Source organism: Massilimicrobiota sp. An105 (assembly GCF_002161155.1).
GTDB lineage: Bacteria > Bacillota_I > Bacilli_A > Erysipelotrichales > Coprobacillaceae > Allocoprobacillus > Allocoprobacillus merdigallinarum.
Genome location: NZ_NFLY01000014.1, coordinates 25,763 through 44,293 on the forward strand (window position 1 = coordinate 25,763; position 18,531 = coordinate 44,293).

An 18,531-nucleotide genomic window follows, 5' to 3' on the forward strand; every position below is an offset into this window, starting at 1 on the left:
ATATGGTATACTTATAATATAAGGTGGTGGTCTAAGTTGAAATATAAAATTTGCATTCAAAATCCATTTCCATTCTGCGAGAAAGTATATCCAACACAACAAAGGAAAGTAAAAGAAATGCTTGATTATCTCAAACAGGATGCTGACATAAAGTCTATAACATTATTTGGCTCAAGCATCACTTCAAATTGTCATAATGATTCTGACATTGACCTATATGTAGAATTGAAGAAGGATAAAAAAGTAATCAATAGGTATTTTGATTTTGTATTTGACTTATGGACTAATTTCACTGCTGATGAACGTCTTAAGAAAGAAATAAAAAAGAAAGGAGTGGTCATATATGAACAATGAAACTCTTTTTGATAAGGCAAAGCAGAATTTAAAGGTTGCAGAAAGTATTTACTCAACCATTGCCATAAATGATGAAGCTTATCTTAATTATGTCGGATATCATATCCAGCAGGCACTGGAGCTATCCATCAAGTATATGCTTGAAATGAATGGAGTCAACTATCCAAAAACCCACGATATTGACCAATTGATAAGATTGGCAAACATCAATAATGTTGAATTGTATCTTAATGAGTATATTGATGATCATAGTGAGATGTTTTCATTGTGGGAAGCTCGAACACGTTATATTTTGAATTATAGACTTGAAAAAAGAAAAATAGAGCGTTCATTAACAGAAACAAAATCATATTTAGATGTTATAGAGAAGATGATAAGTCATCATCTCGACAATGATGAAGGCTTGGAAATATGATAAACAATCCTATTGATATAATATATTGACGGCAAGTTGCCATCTTTTCTTTTTTACTTAATGTTAGTATGAGATTAAGGAAAGCCAATCTACATAGAAGAATGGCAGATATATACCCAATAAACACAAGCTCATATTCAAAACGAGTCTGCTTCTCAATCAACTGATAAAATCTCGCATTGATTTTCAAGCTGGAAAATATATTCTCGAGTGGAGATGAACTTATAGCCATCAGTGTAGGATTGATAATTCTGAATGAAAAGCTATTCCTCATTCCAAAAAGAATCTAAAAAAACAGTAAGCTGACAGGAAGCATTAAGAGATGGGAAGGCAATCCAATGATAATAAATTCCTTTGAAAAGGATTCCTTCAATGATATTACCATTTCTGTTGGTCTTGAATTCAATACATTTGTCATACTTAACACAAACAAGTCTAAATTTTTATAATCATTAAAAATATACATAATCATCTTAGACACAAAGCCACTGATCTTGACCAGTGGCTTAAGACTGTGTCATTCCTCCTTGACACAATCATATAAGATAATTTTTTTATAAAATATACCTTTTTATTTAATTGTCCTTGACATGGTGTACACTTTAAAACCTGAAGTGCTATCATATATTTTTATTTAATCTTCTATCACAAAAGCATTACGTAACATATCTTCCACACCATCAGCTTCTGGATCATGTGTGGTTTTACCAGTATCCAATGCTCTCATAGCTTCCATTTCTTGTTCAGTTAATTGAAAATCAAAAATTTGTATATTACCTTGAATTCTTTGGGGATTGGTAGACTTAGGTAAAACAATAAGCCCATCCTGTGTTTCAAAACGTAATAAAATCTGTCCTGCATCCTTGTTATATTTTTGTGCTAATGAAGTCACTAATGGATGTCCTAATAAATCAGCATTGCCATGTCCCAATGGATAATAACATTCTAATTTAACATCATCTTTATCTAAAATTTGACGAAGTTCTCTTTGTTGACAGAATGGATTACATTCAACCTGATTAACAGCTGGTTTTGTTTTGAATTGAGGAACATACTGATTCCAAATCTTAGGAGTCATATTGCTGACACCTATTGATTTGATTTGTCCAGCTTCTTTAGCTTCTTCCATAGCTTTCCAAGCTCCTGTAACATCACCATAGGGTTGATGAATCAAATATAAATCAATATATCCTAAATCAAGTTTTCTCAGTGATCTTGCAATACCTATTTTGGCTTGTTCATAGTCATAATCCTGTAACCATAGTTTACTTGTGATAAAGATGTCTTCTCTAGGAATACCACTATCTTTGACTGCTCTTCCTACATCCTCCTCATTAAAATAAGCTGCTGCTGTGTCAATATGACGATATCCGGCTTTTAACGCCTGTAAAACTGCATCATAAGTTGCTCCATTATTAGAGATCATAAATACGCCAAAACCAACAACTGGAATTTGATTTCCATCATTTAAAATCATCTTATCCATGCTTGTTCCTCCTTTTAATCATGTACTTTAACAGAATGAATCATTTTGACAAATTAAGGATTGAAATGATCAACAATTTCACTCTTACCCATATCTAATTTTTCAATAGCTTTCATATCTTCTTCATTAAGTTGAAAATCCCATATATCTATATTCTGTTCAATTCTTTCATGATGAACAGATTTTGGAATCACAACAACACCTCTCTCTACATTCCAACGCAATGCAACTTGAGCTGCTGTTTTATTGTATTTTTTCCCTATCTCACTTAAGACAGGATGTGTAAAGATTCCATGTTTTCCTTTAGCAAATGGTCCCCATGCTTTACATATAACCCCATATTCTTTTGCAGTTTTTAAAGCTAAAGGTTGTTGGAAAAATGGGTGTAATTCAATTTGATTAACAGCAGGAATCATTTCAACCGTTTCACAAATGTCTGCTAAAACATGTGGATAACAATTACATACTCCAATTGCTTTCAGTTTTCCTACTTTATAATTATCTTCCATAACACGATAAGCTCCAATATAGTCACCCATTGGCTGATGAAATAAATATAAATCAATATAATCTAATCCTAGCAAATCCAATGAACGATCAATCGCTTCTTGAACATGATCATAGTCCTGCACCCATAATTTTGTTGTAATAAAAAGTTCTTCTCTTTTTACAATACCATCTTGAATTGCTCTTTGAATAGCATTTCCTACTGCTTTTTCATTCATATAAGCTGCCGCAGTATCTATTAATCTATATCCCGATTGAATCGCATGATAAACAACATCTTCACATTCCTGATAATCTGGAACTTGGAAAACACCAAATCCTTCCATTGGCATCTGAATACCATTATTTAAAGTTACATATTCCATTATAATCTCTCCTTATAAATATTTATCATTGGCTTTAAACCATATAGACAATAATGTTCCACACTTTCAATAAGTGTACACTCTTTTCCTTTATTGATACACCATGTCACAACCGCCCCATAATAGTTATCCATAATCATTTCAGCCATAACTTGAACAGGTGCATTTTCATTTAATTCATGTCGATTTTGTGCCTGAATCAAAAGATTTAAAATATTTTCTTTATCAAATTGATATTTCTTGATACCTGAATTTTCATTTTCTAAAGGAGCTGAAACACTTTTTATCCATTGTTGAGCGACCTGTAAAGTATTCTTTTCAATAATTTCCACAGATTATTTAAGATAAGCTGAAATCTGTTCATAAATATTATCAGAAGATTTAAAAGCAAAATCTTTAACAACATCATATTCTAATAAGGCAACTTCTGAAATAACATCTTCTTTTCTTTTAAAATGTGTATAAAAGCTTCCTTTTGCAATATGTGCTCTTTGTGTTATCTCTTCAATATTAATTTCTTCAGCCTTTTTTTTCATCTAAAAGTTCTTTCATAGCCTCGATAATCTTTTTTCTTGTTTGTAAAGCTGCATCTTGTCTTTTTCCCATATGTCCCTCCTCTAAACAAAAGGACACACCTTTCATTGAATAAAGTCAATGACTTTATTCAATGAAATTTACATACTCAAAAGTAAATAAGTTCATTCACTTGTTTGGCATAAAAAGAATGAGTTGCAAAAACATTCTTAATAATCTTATAAATATCCAAAATAGTCTCTTTGAACCAAAAGGTTAACACTGTTAAAACATATTTGTACTTCTATGAATTCATAATTTCATATATAATTAAATTGAAAATATAGGAGGTAAAATATGGAAAAAAGATTCATTGGACAATTAGAAGTATCACCTATTGGTATGGGATGTATGGGATTCTCTCATGGTTATGGTCAAATTCCAAATCGCACATATAGTATTGAAGCGATTAGAAAGGCTTATGAATTTGGTTGTACATTCTTTGATACTGCTGAAACATATGGTCGAGAATTATATTGGGAAGGACATAATGAGGAAATTCTCGGTGAAGCTGTAGAACCATTTAGAAATGAAATTGTTTTAGCAACAAAACTTCATATTCATGATGAAGAAGTCACTGAAGATATGAATCTTTACGATTTAATTAAAGGTCACTTATTAAAATCTTTAAAAAGATTAAGAACTGAATATGTAGACTTATATTATTTACATCGTATTACCGAATTAGTTCCTGTTGAAGATGTTGCTTCTGTAATGGGAAAACTCATAGATGAAAGTTTAATCAAAGGATGGGGTTTATCACAGGTTGATGTGGATACCTTAGATAAAGCACATAAGATTACACCCGTAACAGCTGTACAGAATCTTTATAATATTCTAGAAAGAGACTGTGAAGACAAAATTTTCCCTTATTGTTTAGAAAACAATATAGGTGTTGTACCTTTTTCTCCCATTGCATCAGGATTTTTAAGTGGTAAAATCACAACACAAACAGAGTTTGAAAAAACAGATGATGTCAGAAACTTTGTCCCTCAGTTATCAAAAGAAAATATTGCTGGAAATCAGCCTATATTAGATATACTCAATAAGTTTGCAAAAATAAAAAATGCAACCCTAGCCCAGATTTCTCTAGCTTGGATGTTGAAGAAATATCCAAATGTTGTGCCCATTCCAGGTTCTAAAAATCAGGAAAGAATTATTGAAAACTTAGGTGCATGGAATGTGGAATTAACTGATGAAGAATTCAATGATTTACAGAGAGCATTAGATCAATGCGAAATCCATGGACATAGAGGTATTGTAGAAACACAACATCAAACTTTTTCAAATAACTGGAGAAAATCATAATTTTAAACAACCTCATTCAAAACCCCTCAGTGGGTTTTTTCTTTATACAAAACTTTTTCACTATGTTTTATTTGAACATACAATATCCCTTTTTCACGTTGATTTACCTTTCAACAAAAAAAAGAGTCAAATGACTCATCAGACTCTTTTCAATAACTAATATATAAATACAACAATCAGTGTATAAACAACTAATGTAATCACCATATATAGTGAGATAAAAGCAGATTGAAAATCAGCATCCTCTTCTGATTGATTAAGTGGTGATATTAACATTGGTACCGCAAAACCAGTTGGACTCATAAAATAAATCAATACTGCAATCATATATATTTTATCTGCCATCATGTGAGGGAATAAGATAAAGAACCCAGCAATGATTCCTGCAAATAATACAAATCGAACGATAAGCAATTTCATAAGAGATGGCAGTGTTTCTTTTTTGATTTTTAAATTGTAGCCTATAATCAATAAGATCATACCCACAATTGGTGCAGTTGCCTGTGTCATTGTATTCGTATAAACATCAATAAATGATGTATGACTGAGATACGTGTAAAAACCTGTTAAGTTCAAAATTAAAGCTAAACAGACTGCTATAACAAACGAATTTGTCAATATTGTTTTACATAATTCTTTTACGCTTGTATGACCAGCAGTTGTTTTTGCAACCATAATAGGCATCACAATAAAAGCTATAAAACTTCCAGCAATATCAAAAATAACAGTATTACTGGCATAGCCCAATCCTACAATAGATGTATATAATGGTAAAGCCACATTACCACCTTCTGTTGTTGTTAATAAATATGGTGAAATATGAGCAAATTTTTTACCAGTCAATCCACTTAATAATTTTCCAATAACCATCGTCAATATAAAAGCAATAAAAACATAAAGAATAATCCATATCAATGATGATTCTATTTTTGCAGTTAATAAAACATTAAAAATCATAATAGGAAACAGAATATTAAAAACTATATGATTTGCGCCATCTTTCTGTTCAGGCGTAATCCATTTTTTCATTCGAGCCAAAGCTCCCAATCCAATCATAAAAAATACGGGAAATAATGTTGATAATGCAGCCATTTCTTCTCTCCTTTCTATTTACCAACATTATATAAATCATTTTTTCATATATCAAATACTTATATTTTATTTCTTCCTATACTTGTTAAGCATAGGAAAACAAGATATAATGATAATAGGTGATCAATGATGGAAATAAGAGTCTTACAATATTTTTTAACAATCGCTCGAGAAGAAAGTATTTCTAGAGCAGCAGAAGTTCTCCATATTACACAACCAACGCTTTCAAGGCAAATGAAAGAATTGGAAGATGAATTTCAAAAACAATTATTTATTCGCGGTAATCGAAAAATCACATTGACCAAAGATGGCATTTTATTAAAACAATATGCTCAAGAAATTATCAATCTGACACAAAAAGCTGAACGTGAATTATCAAAAGAACAAGATGATCTTTCAGGTGATATTTATATTGGTGGAGGCGAGAGTGCTTCTATGCGTTTGGTTATGAGGGTGATTGCCTCTATGCAAAAAATATATCCTCAAGTGCATTTTCACATCTTCAGCGGTAATGCGCAAGATGTCGCTGATAAATTGGATAGTGGCTTATTAGATTTTGGTATCTTTTTTGACCCAGTTAACCTTTCTCAATATGATTATTTTACTTTACCAGGCAAAGAAACTATGGGCGTTCTCATGAAAAAAGACGATCCCCTCGCTAAATACGAAGCGATTACACCACAATTATTAAAAGATAAACCTATTATCTTATCAGATCAAAATATAGTCAAAAATGAGTTGGCAGGATGGATTGGTGGTAATGAAAGAAAATTGAATATTAAAGTCACTTATAATCTTATCAACAATTCTGCTTTGCTCGTTGAAGAAGGTGGAGGATATGCCTTAACTTTTGAAAATATTATTCATCTTGATGAAAAGAGCACTCTCTGTTTTAGACCTCTCTTACCACGACTTGAAGATGGTATTCACATAGCCTGGAAAAAATATCATGTTTTTTCCAAACAAGCAGAAACATTTCTAGAATTATTAAAGAAAGAAGTCAATCATATTTAAGATCATCTCAATATATTTTATTCACGATTTCATTTTTTCAATATTTCTATTTCCTTTTCATCATATCAAACTGATACTTTTCATTATTTATTTTATGATAAAAGAGTTTATAAATAACAATTGAAGTATTTATAAACTCTTTTGTTGATATTATACTTTTTAATCATGTATTTTTCTATCAAGTACAGTTTTGACAAATTCTGGATCAAAATGTTTTGTTCTAGAACCTGAATATCCCATGTCTAATGATGCAATCTGATTCATTTCATCTTCATTTAATTGGAAATCAAAAATATCAATATTTTCAATAATTCTTTCAATATGTGTTGATTTAGGAATCACAACAACACCTCTTTGAACATTCCATCTGAGTAATACCTGTCCAACAGATTTTTGATATTTTTTTGCAATCCCTAATAGCATTTCATCTTCAAATGGATTATACCTTCCTCCACCCAGTGGTGCCCAAGCTTCAGGAATGACATCATACTGTTTCATTGTTTCTAAAGCCTGTTCCTGTGTAAAGTAAGGATGTAATTCAACTTGGTTAACCATTGGTTTGATTTTGACTGTTTCACAGAAATTGGTTAAAACATGAGGATAAAAATTAGAAACACCAATAGCTTTTAACTTTCCTTCTTTATAGGCATCTTCCATAGCTCTCCATGCTGAAAAATAATCTCCCATGGCCTGATGCAATAAATATAAATCAATATATTCTAAACCACTCTTTTTTAATGAAGCATCAATTCCATAACGGGCTGCATCATAGTTTTTCATATCCTGAACCCATAATTTAGAAGTAATAAACAAATCTTCTCGTTGACAAATACCTTCATCAATAGCCTGTCTGACAGCTTGTCCTACTGCATCTTCATTTGTATAAGAAGCCGCAGTATCTATTAAACGATATCCTGTTTTAATGGCCTGATATACTGATTCCTGACATTCTTTTTTATCAGGAACTCTAAAAACACCAAAGCCTACCATTGGCATTTTTAATCCGTTTGTTAATGTGACATATTCCATTGCTTCCACCTCTATTCTTCAAAATGACATTTTGTTGTTGCTAACATTTGGAGTGATTCTGGAGTGACTTTATAGAATGGCTCATGCTTATTCACTTGCGCAATATGAGCCATATCCTCATTAGTTAAAGTAAAGTCAAAAATATCTGCATTATCTTTGATATGTTCCTGTGAGCGACTTCCAGGCACTAATCCAAATCCCATTTGTGTATGCCATCTTAAAATGATTTGAACTGGTGTTTTCTGATATTTGTCTGCTAAATCAACAAAAACTTCATCATTCAACATATCTGTATTTCCATGGCCTAAAGGATACCATGACTGTAAAGCTATATTGTGTTGATCACAAAACTCTTTCACAGCTTCAGCTGGATAATAAGGATGACATTCAACCTGCATAAGTGCTGGTACAATTTCACATTGGTCTAATATTTCCTGGATTTTTTCTACTGGAAAGTTAGAAATTCCAATAGCTTTAATTTTTCCTTCTTTATATGCTTTTTCTAGCATTTTATAAGCATAGATATAATTATTCACAGGATGATGCAATAACATAACATCAATATAATCCACACCTAATCTTTTTAAAGTCTCATCAATCGCATGATCATCTTCATATAATGTTGGACCTAACTTTGTTTCTATAAAATAGTCTTCACGTTTTTTACCAGATTTTTTTAATCCTAATCCAACTTCAACTTCATTACCATATCTATTCGCTGTATCAATAAGCTGATAGCCATGATTTAATGCAAAGCTTACATTATCAATGATTTGATCTCCTGATTGATTAATTGTTCCAAAACCTAGTTTTGGTAGTTTCATGTTGTTATTTAAAGTTAAATATCCCACTTTGACACCTCATTTCTATTTCTCTACATATATTTTAAGAAATTCTTTGAGAAAAGTACAATATCAAAATTTAATACTGTTATTCTATTTACGCATAGTCCATATAAAAATATCGTTCAATTTCAATTTTAAATACCTACAATATAAAGAGATAAAAATATCGTGATTATCAACTAACTATTGTAAAGATTATTGAGAATGTTATATCAAACCTGACTGTCTTTTTATAAAAAAAGAACTAACCCTTATGCTAGTTCATACAGGTATAGATTCTAATAGATATTTATCGTGATGAAATAAATACTGTCATTTTCATCATAGTTTTGAAATGATTTACTTTTTATATTTCAAATGTTCTATTAATCCTTTAGATGGAGTTGATGCAGTTTGAAAAGCTGTTCTCATTGTTTTGGCTTCATTTTCTCCTTGTGAACAAATTTCTGAAATAATCTTTTGAGCATTAGATATTTCCTTAGAAGATATACAAATTCTAATAGTTGTCCCATGAAATGATGTTTCGCCTGTTTCAGTGCCTTGATTATCTACAAGTAGATAATTTTCACCACTTATGACACAAAAGCTTCCGTTTAATTTTTTACATATTTCACTAACCATATAAAGCCCAAATCCAGAATTAGCACATTCATCAGTACTTCTTTGTTTTGATGAAGGTCTAAAAGCTTCTGATATCCCTGTCTTTAATGCCCAGTATAATGCTTCTTGATTATTCGTAATATATTCTTTATGTGCAGTATTTTGTACTGATTTTCTTCACTTTTTTATATTTAGCTATCATATTTATTTTGTTATAGCTTCTCTTCAATCTCATTACGCATCAATATATGATTACTTTTATTTTACAAACATTCTTTCATTCATCCATAAATATATCTTTGTTTATATAAAAATTTTATTTCATAGACCAATTTATAACATAATTATTTAAACTATAACAAAAATAAATGAATCATGTATATAAACAATTAAAGATATACTACCATAATGAATAGTGATATGAGATAGTGCATAAAATGGTTGAAACTGCGTATACTATCAATGTAGTTCAATGTATTGACAACGAATTACATTTTGATATAATGATGGTGAGAGAAGGAGGCGAATGAAACATGGCACAGATGAGCTTCAGAATCAATGATTCAGTCAAGAAAGATTTCGAAAAGATATGTGAAGAACTAGGTTTGAATCCAACGACTGCATTGACAATCTTTATTAAAAAAATGTGTAGAGAACGCAGAATACCTTTTGATGTTTCTCTATATAACAGTGATACTCTTAAGATTCTTGATGAAACAGCAAACAATCAGAATCTCAGCAAATCATTTGATACTGTGGATGAATTATTCGATGATTTAGATGCTTAAAATCAGGTATCATCATACCTTCAAAAAAGACTATAAGCTGATGAAGAAACGTGGAAAAGATTTGGAAAAGCTGAAATACGTTGTTAATGAACTGGCTAATCAGCGTCCACTTGATGAAAAATATCGTGACCACGAATTGACAGGCAATTATAGAAACTTTAGAGAATGCCATATTGAGCCTGATTGGCTTCTCATTTATAGAATAGAAAAAGGTGAATTGACACTTGCATTGGTTAGAACAGGTACACATTCTGATTTGTTCTAAAAAGGAAGCCAGACAATCTGGACTCCTTTTTTCATGAAAAAATCTTCTTTATTGATGATATTTCTTATATTCATCCATATCGACATAATATTGTCATTTATCATAGTATAAATTCCCATCTATGATCACATATGTTATATAAAGTTTCAAGCTGACTTTATACGCTCCGATAACAAAATAAGTCCTTTCCTACGACATATTGAGGTAATGGTGTAAGAAACAACAAAAAAACTACGAAATAGCTTCCGTAGTTTCTAAAAAAACATATCATATTAAGTTAAAAATCACTTTAAAAGTGCCACCAGTTTGCCACCAGCTTACATTTTAACTTCAAAATTCCCTGATTATATGGGCTTTTTTTCTTTCTATTCACCAACGTATGGTAATAAAGCCATTTGTCTAGCACGTTTAATAGCAACTGCTAATTGTCTTTGATATTTAGCACTTGTTCCAGTTACACGTCTAGGAATGATTTTACCGTTAGCAGAAACAAATCTTTTTAATAATTCAACATCTTTGTAATCGATGTAATCAATCTTGTTTTTTGTAAAATAGCAAACTTTTTTTCTTGGTCTTTGTCTTTTGAATGCCATAAACCTTTTCCTCCTTAAAATTGAATATCATCTTCCATGATATCAAATGAATCAAAAGAATTATCAAAATCCTTTTCTAATTCTACTGTTTTCATATCATAGAAGTTATCTTGTGATACTTGTGGTTGTTGTTGCTGTGCTCTTTCTCTAGCAGCTCTTGTTTCTAAGAACTGTACACTATCACAAACAACTTCAACAACATACACTTTTTGTCCCTGAGCATTATCATAGCTACGTGAACGAAGTCTTCCTTCGACACCTACCAATGAACCCTTTGAACAATATCTTTCTACATTTTCAGCAACTTTATTCCAAACAACACAATTGATATAATCAGCCTGTTGTCCATCTGCTGAATTATAGTTACGATTTAATGCTAAAGTAAAGCTTGTAACTGCAGCACCACTATTTGTTCTTCTTAACTCAGGATCTCTCGTCATTCTTCCAACTAATACAACACGATTAATCATCAGAATTCACCTTCTTATTTAGATCTTCTAAGAGTCATATGACGGATAACGTTTGCATTGATACGTGAAATACGTTCAAATTCAGAAATATTTTCAGGAGTAGTTGTTGTATCTACGACAACATAATATCCTTTTTTGTAATCCTGAATTTCATAAGCAAAATCACGTAATCCCCATTCGTTAACATTATCTACAGTTCCTTCACCATTTGTTAAAATGTTTTTGAAGTTTTCGATTAATGCATTTCTTGTTTCTTCTTCAACATCAGGTTTTACAATAAACATGATTTCGTACTTATTCATCTTTTTACCTCCTCCTATGGTCTAATGGTCTATATCTTAAATATAGACAGGCAGTAAATTTATTACATGCTCACGTAATATACCACATATACGCCCTTTTGTCAATCCAGACATATATAAAAACCTCATAAAATCAATACTTTTTACAATACAATAATTATTTGATATTCTCAAATCAACAATCATGATATAATAGTTGATATCCACATCAATTTATAAAATATTAAGAAATTATTTATACATTTTCAATGCTATCATGACATAATGTAAAAGCGAGGTGATCTTATGGCAAAGAAAAAAAGAATCAATAAAAAGCCTATGATTTGTATGCTTGTGAATTTACTGATCATTGGCATAGGAACAATTTATCTGTCTTCACGTCATCATAATGATATTGAAGAATATCAGGTTGATGGCTTATCTATACAACATCAATTTTTAACGGTTAATCCCAATTCGCGAAGTGGAAAAACATTACCAAGAGTTAATGGTATTGTGATTCACTATACTGCCAATCCTGGTTCCACTGCTCAAAATAACAGAGATTATTTTGAAAATCTGAAAATAACCAGAACGACTTCTGTATCTAGCCATTTTATCATTGGATTAGAAGGAGAAATCATTCAATGTATTCCTTTGAATGAAGTCGCTTATGCTTCTAACAATCGTAATAAAGATACCATTTCTATTGAATGCTGCCATCCTGATGAAAGCGGACAGTTTAATGATGCAACTTACCAGTCATTACAAAAACTCGTGCATGCTTTAATGGACTCCTATCACTTACAAAGTCAAGATGTGATTAGACATTATGATATTACTGGTAAAATCTGTCCGAAATATTTTGTTGATCATGAAGATCAATGGCAAGAATTCTTAAATTCTCTATAATGAGGTGATTCATCTTGAGTTTAGAACAAGATATATTTCAAAGAACAAAAATTGATTTTAATAAACTGATAGCCTATGGCTTTCAAAAAGAATGTCATCAATATGTTTATATTCAAAATATTTTAGATAATAGCTTTCAAGTAGTCATTACTATCAATACTGATGAAGATATTCATGGAAAAATGATTGATTTAGCTTTTCATGAAGAATATATCAATTTTCGTATCAAAGCGCAAACTGGTGAATTTATCACAAAAATACGTCAAGAATATGAAAAGATTTTAAATGATATCAAAGACAAATGTACTACACCGCAATATTTTATATATCCTCAAGCCAATAGAATTGCTGATTACATAATAAAAACATACCATGATTATCCTGATTTTCCATGGACGAGTGATCCTCACTATGGCGTTTTTAGACATCACAACAACCAAAAATGGTATGCTTTAATGATGAACATCAATAAAAATAAAATCACTTCTGAGAACGGGGATGTAGAAATCATCAATTTAAAATTAAAAGAAGAACATATTTTACAACTACTTCAAGAAAATGGTTTTTATAAAGCTTATCATATGAATAAAAAGAAATGGATTTCTATTATCTTAGATGGAACATTATCTGATGAAGATATTTTCAAATATATAGATGAAAGTTATCAATTGACACAAACAATCCATACAAAAACAAAAAAGGATGTCATCCAATAGACTATATAAGTCGATTGGTCGCATCCTTTTTTATGCATGTTGCCTTAATAATTCATTTAATTCCTGTACTGATGATTCTTTCAGGAATGAATCATATCGAAATAAACTAAACCCTTTATATCCATTTTCATATAAAATTTGAACTTGTGAAGCAATATTACGAGAGTTTTCCTGCCATCCATAATCCTCATCAACAGCCCCGCCAGCACGATAAAGCGCTAATCCAGCATATAATATAACACTTTGATGTCTTGGTATTTTCGCAAACTGCTCACATCGATCAGTAAACATTGTTGTTTTTTTATTTTCACCATACTGATCACTCCAATATATCTGAGGCATTAAATAATCAATATAGCCTTCTTCCCCTAACCATGTATCAATATCAGCCCCATCATTTAAACAATTTTCATAATTGCCTTGAGGACTGATGCCAAATACAACATTTTCATCAGTCTCTTTAATTGTCTGATAAACATCCTGTATGAGCATATTAACATAATCCATACGTTGATTGGCCGTTGTGCCATCATGTGTTCCTGATACATAAAAATAATCATCAAAATGTATACCATCAACATCATAGTTTTCCACAACTTCTTTCACTCCATCAACAATATAATCTCTCACTGACTGACTGGCAGGATTTAAAATATATTGATATGTGGCATAACCAATTGTTTGAGTTGCATCTTCCAACCAGTCACGGTGCGGTGAATGATTTAAAAATTGTTCAAAGCTTGCTTGATTTAAAGAGACTCTATAGGGATTAATCCATGCTTCAATGGACATACCTTGTTGATGAGCAATGTCAATCATCACTTCTAATGGATCAAATGATAATGATTCCTGATGTGTAATCACTCTTGAAAGAGGAAACAAATCTGATGCATATAAAGCATCACTAAAAGCACGCACCTGAACAATAACAGTATTGATTTTATAATCTTTTATATTTTCAATAGCTTGTGAAAAATCTTCTTCAAAGCTTTCCTTTGATTCATAAGAAAACTGTTCTAAATCTCCATACGCAAACCAGACAGCTCTTTTGTCAAAAGAAGATAATGAACATGGTGGATGTGGCATAAAGAAGTAAATAGTCAAACAGATACATAATAATATTATAATAACAAGTAAACTGTGTTTTTTCTTTTTCAAAAGACCACCCCATTGATTATATTCAGAAGTTTTATTTTAAATCCTCTTTTGTTGTAATTTTTTTATTTTCATAATCCCCTAAAACAAAATAAACTTTTTCATCAGTAAAATGTTCTACCATTTGAGCATCATCAGTAGCCAAATAGTGCTGTTGTATCGCTTTTGTGTAAGCATCTAAAATCAGTTTGGTATGAAAAGCCTGTGGTGTCTGTGCCTGCATTAATTCTTGTCGATTAAGTGTTTCTTCGACAACACCATCAATCACTCTTTTAATTGTGTCTTTACAAGGTACCATTAATAAACATGCTGGATGTTCTTCTAGACATGTTAACAGATCATCAATCTGTTGTTTTTTTAAATAAGGTCTGGCTCCATCATGAATCAAAACATTTTCATATGTCACATGTTGTAAACCTGCAAATACACTATCCTGTCTTTCTTTTCCCCCATCAACAAACTCTATGCGTTCATCACTTAATAATTGTTGAAATTCTTTTCTTTCTTCAGGTCTTGTCACAACAATAATCTGTTGACAGCGTGTATCATTGATAAAAGTTTCTAAAGTCATTTCATAGACTGTCTTACCACGAAATGAATATAACATTTTATTATAATTCAATCCTGTTCTTTTCCCCTGTCCAGCACATAAAATAATGACACTATACATTGTTCTTCCTCTTTTCTCTCTATAAACTGCATTTATCATACCATATTTACCCTAATTTATCAAAAAAAGCCACCTTAGCAGCTTTCTTCAATACAGACACTATATTCCTTATAATTTTGTGAATCTTGACCGACACAAACAGCCAAACGTCCTGTTTCTACAATATGTTCCATATCTATATTCCATATTGCCAGATCATCATAACTCAATGTGATACTGACTGTCTGAACAGCATGATGAGGAACATATACTTTCTGGAATCCTTTTAATTCCAGCACTCTAGAAACAATGCTTGATTGTAAATGCTTGATATAAATCTGAACCACATCTTCTCCATCTCTTTGACCTGTATTATGGACATCTAAAGTAATAGTGAGTCCTTTTTCTTTTAATTCCTGAATGGAAATCTTTTGAGGTAAAGATATATTTTGATATTCAAATGTTGTATAACTCAGTCCATAACCAAATGGAAGCAATGGACCAGATGGTAAATCTATATAATCTTTTTGTGCTCCGTTATGCTTATGATTATAATAACATGGCAATGCCCCTACATGACGTGGAATAGAAACACTCAAATGTCCACTAGGATTGTAATCTCCAAATAGCACATCAGCGATTCCATCTCCACCTCTTGAACCAGGATAAAAACTAGCCACAACCGCTTGAGAATAACGCATGACATCATTGATCACATGAACTCTTCCTTGAATCAAGACTGTGACAATATTTGGATTCACACGATGAATCTCTTTTAATAATTGATTTTGATATCCTTCTAATTCAAGACTTGCTAAATCAATATTTTCTCCACAATTCATTTCATTTTCATCTTGAATTCTTAATGCGCCATTATTTTCAAAAGCATTTTGATATAAACGCGTACTATTACCACCTAAAACCAACACAACAACATCTGCCTCTTTTGCAATCTTTAATGTTTCATCTAAATTTTCAAATTGTTTCTTTCTTGTTGTACATCCTAATGCATAGCTGACTTGTGAAGCTTTTTTACAGATTCCCTGATAAACAGTCACAATGTCTTGAGGATTTTGATAAGCTGTATAATCACCCAATTGATGGAGATAGTGATGGGCATTAGGTCCAATCACAGCAATTTTTTGTGTTTTCTTTAATGGTAAAATATGATCATCATTTTTTAATAACACTTGACATTCTCTTGCACTTTGCAACAATAATTCATCACATTGAGGCAATGGTATATTTTGTGAAGGTTCAAAAAGACCTAACTTTTCTTTGAGTCTTAAAATTCTTTCAACCGCTATATCTAATTCTTCTTCAGTGACATAGCCTTGTTTAACAGCTTCATCAAGTTTGGTATAAACCTGATCCCATAAACTCAAGTCAACACCTGCTTTTAAAGCCAGACTTCCCATTTGTAAAGGATTGTCATTTAATAATAACAGTCTATCTAAAGCACATCCATCAGCCATGACAATGCCATCAAAACCATACTCTTTTCTTAAAATATGATGAAGAAGATTTTTATGAATATGACAGGGAATTCCATCTATTTCATTATAAGCTGCCATAACAGCTCTTGCACCTGCTTTGACTGCTGCCTTGACTGGTGGCAAATGAATATCTCTTAATTCTCTTGGACCAATCTTAGCTGCATCCGAATTATGTCCACCTTCACAGGCTCCTTGAGCACATAAGTGTTTGACAACAACGCTGACTCCATTTTGATCTTTTTCAAATCCCTGCACAGCACTTTGAATCATTTGTGAAGTCAGATACGCATCCTCACTAAAACATTCTTCACTTCTTCCCCAACGTGGATCTCTTAATACATCAAAACCAGTAAATAAAGCAAGATTTCCACCTTTGGCGGCTAATTCCTGACTGACATTCTGTGCAATTTTTTCCATCAACAAAGGATTCCAGGTCATCCCCATCGCTAGTTGCGTAGGATAAACAGGACTTTGTAATGCCATATGACCATGAACACATTCTTCTGTAATCAAGGCTGGTATTTGAAAACGCGAATGTTTCTTGATATAATCCTGAATCATTTGAATAACCTGATAACTTTCTTGGCGTGTAATCCCATTATGTTCATCAATCTGTGACCAGGCATCAGCTCTCATAATTCCATAAATCGCACCAACGCCTCCATATTCTTTAACGTGTTTTTTAAATAAATCTGTTAATTCATAATGGTCTCCTACCTTCTGATAACATTGCCAACCATATAAATGCTGGTTTAATTGACCAACTTTTTCCTTTAAAGTCATTTGTTTAATTATATTTTCTACCATTTTCTTTCCTCATTTTTTATTTATAAATATTTTTTACTATATAAATGTTGATTCACTAATTCTCTAAGTAAATATTCAATAGCCAAATGCATATGTAAACGTGAATCAATATCATATCCTTCATCTTTTGATACTGATACATTCACAGTATAATCAGATAGTTTTGACATCGTTGAATTTATTTTTTCTGAAATTAATAATATTTGACATCCATTCATTTTAGCAGTTTTCATAACGTCAATAATATCTTTTGTTTCCCCACCACGTGAAATCACAATGACAAAATCTTTAGAAGTTAAATGATTCGCTTCTAAATATAAAAACCAATTATCATCTGGATATATTGTTCTGATTCCAAATAAACTCAGTTTTACTGCCAATATCTTCGCAACATATTTATTCATCCCAGAGGAACAAACAAGAACATTTTTAGCCTGTACTATACTTTCAATAGCTTTTCCAATATCTAAATGTCTTAACATAGACATTGTATCTTTGATTTCTTTTTCAATAGTATCACAAACATTATCACATCTAGATGTATATTCATATTCATCTCTACGATGGTATAAAAGATCATAGCGAAAATCCATAAATGTTTTATAGTTTAATTTTTTCACCATTCTAAAAATAGTTGTTGTGGATACATTTAAAGCCTCAGATAATGAAGATATTGTTAAATTTGGCTGTAAATCCTGAAAACTCAAAAGTTTATGAAAACATTCCACTTCTAGTTCAGTTAAATGATTTCCATATTCTTGAAAATTTTTAATGAGACTCATAAACAATCAATCCTTTCATATGAAAATAG

At 31.3% G+C, this 18,531-nt stretch carries 23 protein-coding genes; 8 read left to right on the forward strand and 15 right to left on the reverse strand.

All coding sequences use genetic code 11. The features are described from left to right. Nucleotides 1–36: 36 nt before the first annotated feature. On the forward strand, nucleotides 37–354 hold the full coding sequence (locus B5E48_RS05530) for a nucleotidyltransferase family protein (RefSeq protein ID WP_158093979.1): 318 nt from the start codon (nucleotides 37–39) through the stop codon (nucleotides 352–354). Beyond that, a complete protein-coding gene (locus B5E48_RS05535) occupies nucleotides 344–769 on the forward strand; it encodes a HEPN domain-containing protein (RefSeq protein ID WP_087297504.1) in 426 nt (141 codons plus the stop codon). The genes B5E48_RS05530 and B5E48_RS05535 overlap by 11 nt, the downstream gene beginning before the upstream one ends. A 634-nt stretch (nucleotides 770–1,403) precedes the next feature. On the opposite strand, the gene B5E48_RS05540 is transcribed toward B5E48_RS05535, so the two are convergent. The 4 genes from B5E48_RS05540 to B5E48_RS05555 are packed head-to-tail and all read right to left on the reverse strand — an operon-like array spanning nucleotide 1,404 to nucleotide 3,663. Continuing rightward, nucleotides 1,404–2,255: an aldo/keto reductase gene (locus B5E48_RS05540; protein WP_087304370.1), complete on the reverse strand. Its 852-nt coding sequence runs from the start codon at nucleotides 2,253–2,255 to the stop codon at nucleotides 1,404–1,406. A 53-nt stretch (nucleotides 2,256–2,308) separates the two neighbouring features. Further along, nucleotides 2,309–3,127 (reverse strand): aldo/keto reductase, encoded by an 819-nt coding sequence (locus B5E48_RS05545; RefSeq protein WP_087304371.1) that lies wholly within the window; start codon nucleotides 3,125–3,127, stop codon nucleotides 2,309–2,311. Next, nucleotides 3,127–3,459 carry a hypothetical protein gene (locus B5E48_RS05550; RefSeq protein WP_087304372.1) on the reverse strand — a complete coding sequence of 111 codons (333 nt, stop codon included), beginning with the start codon at nucleotides 3,457–3,459 and terminating at the stop codon, nucleotides 3,127–3,129. Before B5E48_RS05550 ends, B5E48_RS05545 begins: the two co-directional genes overlap by 1 nt. Before the next feature lie 3 nt (nucleotides 3,460–3,462). Further along, nucleotides 3,463–3,663 (reverse strand): TetR/AcrR family transcriptional regulator, encoded by a 201-nt coding sequence (locus B5E48_RS05555; protein WP_087304373.1) that lies wholly within the window; start codon nucleotides 3,661–3,663, stop codon nucleotides 3,463–3,465. Nucleotides 3,664–3,997: 334 nt separating this feature from the next. Here B5E48_RS05555 and B5E48_RS05560 point away from each other — a divergent pair, with 334 nt between their 5' ends. Further along, a complete protein-coding gene (locus B5E48_RS05560) occupies nucleotides 3,998–5,008 on the forward strand; it encodes an aldo/keto reductase (RefSeq protein WP_087304374.1) in 1,011 nt (336 codons plus the stop codon). 156 nt (nucleotides 5,009–5,164) lie between these two features. On the opposite strand, the gene B5E48_RS05565 is transcribed toward B5E48_RS05560, so the two are convergent. Continuing rightward, nucleotides 5,165–6,100 carry an AEC family transporter gene (locus B5E48_RS05565; RefSeq protein ID WP_087304375.1) on the reverse strand — a complete coding sequence of 312 codons (936 nt, stop codon included), beginning with the start codon at nucleotides 6,098–6,100 and terminating at the stop codon, nucleotides 5,165–5,167. Nucleotides 6,101–6,229: 129 nt separating this feature from the next. Between B5E48_RS05565 and B5E48_RS05570 the strand changes: the two genes are divergently transcribed. After that, nucleotides 6,230–7,114, forward strand: coding sequence for a LysR family transcriptional regulator (locus B5E48_RS05570; protein ID WP_087304376.1), 885 nt, complete (start codon nucleotides 6,230–6,232; stop codon nucleotides 7,112–7,114). 159 nt (nucleotides 7,115–7,273) lie between these two features. Here B5E48_RS05570 and B5E48_RS05575 read toward each other — a convergent pair whose 3' ends face one another. The 3 genes from B5E48_RS05575 to B5E48_RS05585 all read right to left on the reverse strand — a co-directional run bounded on the left by B5E48_RS05575 (nucleotide 7,274) and on the right by B5E48_RS05585 (nucleotide 9,609). Continuing rightward, nucleotides 7,274–8,143, reverse strand: a complete 870-nt coding sequence (locus tag B5E48_RS05575; protein ID WP_087304377.1) for an aldo/keto reductase — start codon at nucleotides 8,141–8,143, stop codon at nucleotides 7,274–7,276. Between the two features lie 11 nt (nucleotides 8,144–8,154). After that, nucleotides 8,155–8,994 carry an aldo/keto reductase gene (locus B5E48_RS05580; RefSeq protein ID WP_087304378.1) on the reverse strand — a complete coding sequence of 280 codons (840 nt, stop codon included), beginning with the start codon at nucleotides 8,992–8,994 and terminating at the stop codon, nucleotides 8,155–8,157. A 333-nt stretch (nucleotides 8,995–9,327) separates the two neighbouring features. Beyond that, a complete protein-coding gene (locus B5E48_RS05585) occupies nucleotides 9,328–9,609 on the reverse strand; it encodes a hypothetical protein (protein WP_087304379.1) in 282 nt (93 codons plus the stop codon). A 512-nt stretch (nucleotides 9,610–10,121) separates the two neighbouring features. Here B5E48_RS05585 and B5E48_RS05590 point away from each other — a divergent pair. Both B5E48_RS05590 and B5E48_RS05595 read left to right on the forward strand, forming a co-directional pair. Beyond that, nucleotides 10,122–10,376: a type II toxin-antitoxin system RelB/DinJ family antitoxin gene (locus B5E48_RS05590; protein WP_087244239.1), complete on the forward strand. Its 255-nt coding sequence runs from the start codon at nucleotides 10,122–10,124 to the stop codon at nucleotides 10,374–10,376. After that, a complete protein-coding gene (locus tag B5E48_RS05595; protein WP_087297502.1) occupies nucleotides 10,369–10,641 on the forward strand; it encodes a type II toxin-antitoxin system YafQ family toxin in 273 nt (90 codons plus the stop codon). Before B5E48_RS05590 ends, B5E48_RS05595 begins: the two co-directional genes overlap by 8 nt. 365 nt (nucleotides 10,642–11,006) lie before the next feature. Here the strand turns inward: B5E48_RS05595 and rpsR are convergent, their stop codons facing one another. From rpsR to rpsF, 3 genes are read right to left on the reverse strand one after another with little or no spacing between them, the layout of a single operon-like run. Beyond that, nucleotides 11,007–11,234, reverse strand: coding sequence for a 30S ribosomal protein S18 (rpsR, locus tag B5E48_RS05600; RefSeq protein WP_087244237.1), 228 nt, complete (start codon nucleotides 11,232–11,234; stop codon nucleotides 11,007–11,009). Between the two features lie 14 nt (nucleotides 11,235–11,248). Continuing rightward, nucleotides 11,249–11,704: a single-stranded DNA-binding protein gene (gene ssb, locus B5E48_RS05605; protein WP_087244236.1), complete on the reverse strand. Its 456-nt coding sequence runs from the start codon at nucleotides 11,702–11,704 to the stop codon at nucleotides 11,249–11,251. Between the two features lie 14 nt (nucleotides 11,705–11,718). Continuing rightward, entirely contained in the window at nucleotides 11,719–12,006 is a 288-nt protein-coding gene (gene rpsF / locus B5E48_RS05610) for a 30S ribosomal protein S6 (protein WP_087244235.1), read from the reverse strand. Nucleotides 12,007–12,291: 285 nt separating this feature from the next. Between rpsF and B5E48_RS05615 the strand changes: the two genes are divergently transcribed. Further along, entirely contained in the window at nucleotides 12,292–12,897 is a 606-nt protein-coding gene (locus B5E48_RS05615; RefSeq protein ID WP_087304380.1) for a peptidoglycan recognition protein family protein, read from the forward strand. Nucleotides 12,898–12,911: 14 nt separating this feature from the next. After that, the gene (locus B5E48_RS05620) at nucleotides 12,912–13,613 is read left to right on the forward strand and encodes an MmcQ/YjbR family DNA-binding protein (protein WP_087304381.1); all 702 of its coding nucleotides are present in this window, start codon (nucleotides 12,912–12,914) and stop codon (nucleotides 13,611–13,613) included. Nucleotides 13,614–13,643: 30 nt separating this feature from the next. Here B5E48_RS05620 and B5E48_RS05625 read toward each other — a convergent pair whose 3' ends face one another. The 4 genes from B5E48_RS05625 to B5E48_RS05640 form a co-directional block, all read right to left on the reverse strand. Next, the gene (locus B5E48_RS05625; RefSeq protein ID WP_241146931.1) at nucleotides 13,644–14,771 is read right to left on the reverse strand and encodes a glycoside hydrolase family 10-like protein; all 1,128 of its coding nucleotides are present in this window, start codon (nucleotides 14,769–14,771) and stop codon (nucleotides 13,644–13,646) included. Nucleotides 14,772–14,802: 31 nt separating this feature from the next. Beyond that, nucleotides 14,803–15,438, reverse strand: coding sequence for a 2-C-methyl-D-erythritol 4-phosphate cytidylyltransferase (gene ispD / locus B5E48_RS05630; protein ID WP_087297947.1), 636 nt, complete (start codon nucleotides 15,436–15,438; stop codon nucleotides 14,803–14,805). Nucleotides 15,439–15,512: 74 nt separating this feature from the next. Next, complete coding sequence (locus tag B5E48_RS05635; protein ID WP_087304382.1) at nucleotides 15,513–17,720, reverse strand: glycoside hydrolase family 3 N-terminal domain-containing protein; 2,208 nt, start codon at nucleotides 17,718–17,720, stop codon at nucleotides 15,513–15,515. A 20-nt stretch (nucleotides 17,721–17,740) separates the two neighbouring features. After that, nucleotides 17,741–18,502 carry a MurR/RpiR family transcriptional regulator gene (locus B5E48_RS05640; RefSeq protein WP_087304383.1) on the reverse strand — a complete coding sequence of 254 codons (762 nt, stop codon included), beginning with the start codon at nucleotides 18,500–18,502 and terminating at the stop codon, nucleotides 17,741–17,743. Between the last annotated feature and the right edge of the window lie 29 nt (nucleotides 18,503–18,531).

Excerpts from the sequence above, each read along its gene's own strand:
- B5E48_RS05535 (WP_087297504.1), top strand. The coding sequence starts at position 344 with ATGAACAATGAAACTCTTTTTGATAAGGCAAAGCAGAATTTAAAGGTT.
- B5E48_RS05540 (WP_087304370.1), bottom strand. The coding sequence starts at position 2,255 with ATGGATAAGATGATTTTAAATGATGGAAATCAAATTCCAGTTGTTGGT.
- B5E48_RS05545 (WP_087304371.1), bottom strand. The coding sequence starts at position 3,127 with ATGGAATATGTAACTTTAAATAATGGTATTCAGATGCCAATGGAAGGA.
- B5E48_RS05555 (WP_087304373.1), bottom strand. The coding sequence starts at position 3,663 with ATGAAAAAAAAGGCTGAAGAAATTAATATTGAAGAGATAACACAAAGA.
- B5E48_RS05560 (WP_087304374.1), top strand. The coding sequence starts at position 3,998 with ATGGAAAAAAGATTCATTGGACAATTAGAAGTATCACCTATTGGTATG.
- B5E48_RS05565 (WP_087304375.1), bottom strand. The coding sequence starts at position 6,100 with ATGGCTGCATTATCAACATTATTTCCCGTATTTTTTATGATTGGATTG.
- B5E48_RS05570 (WP_087304376.1), top strand. The coding sequence starts at position 6,230 with ATGGAAATAAGAGTCTTACAATATTTTTTAACAATCGCTCGAGAAGAA.
- B5E48_RS05575 (WP_087304377.1), bottom strand. The coding sequence starts at position 8,143 with ATGGAATATGTCACATTAACAAACGGATTAAAAATGCCAATGGTAGGC.
- B5E48_RS05585 (WP_087304379.1), bottom strand. The coding sequence starts at position 9,609 with ATGGTTAGTGAAATATGTAAAAAATTAAACGGAAGCTTTTGTGTCATA.
- B5E48_RS05590 (WP_087244239.1), top strand. The coding sequence starts at position 10,122 with ATGGCACAGATGAGCTTCAGAATCAATGATTCAGTCAAGAAAGATTTC.
- B5E48_RS05595 (WP_087297502.1), top strand. The coding sequence starts at position 10,369 with ATGCTTAAAATCAGGTATCATCATACCTTCAAAAAAGACTATAAGCTG.
- rpsR (WP_087244237.1), bottom strand. The coding sequence starts at position 11,234 with ATGGCATTCAAAAGACAAAGACCAAGAAAAAAAGTTTGCTATTTTACA.
- ssb (WP_087244236.1), bottom strand. The coding sequence starts at position 11,704 with ATGATTAATCGTGTTGTATTAGTTGGAAGAATGACGAGAGATCCTGAG.
- rpsF (WP_087244235.1), bottom strand. The coding sequence starts at position 12,006 with ATGAATAAGTACGAAATCATGTTTATTGTAAAACCTGATGTTGAAGAA.
- B5E48_RS05615 (WP_087304380.1), top strand. The coding sequence starts at position 12,292 with ATGGCAAAGAAAAAAAGAATCAATAAAAAGCCTATGATTTGTATGCTT.
- ispD (WP_087297947.1), bottom strand. The coding sequence starts at position 15,438 with ATGTATAGTGTCATTATTTTATGTGCTGGACAGGGGAAAAGAACAGGA.
- B5E48_RS05635 (WP_087304382.1), bottom strand. The coding sequence starts at position 17,720 with ATGGTAGAAAATATAATTAAACAAATGACTTTAAAGGAAAAAGTTGGT.
- B5E48_RS05640 (WP_087304383.1), bottom strand. The coding sequence starts at position 18,502 with ATGAGTCTCATTAAAAATTTTCAAGAATATGGAAATCATTTAACTGAA.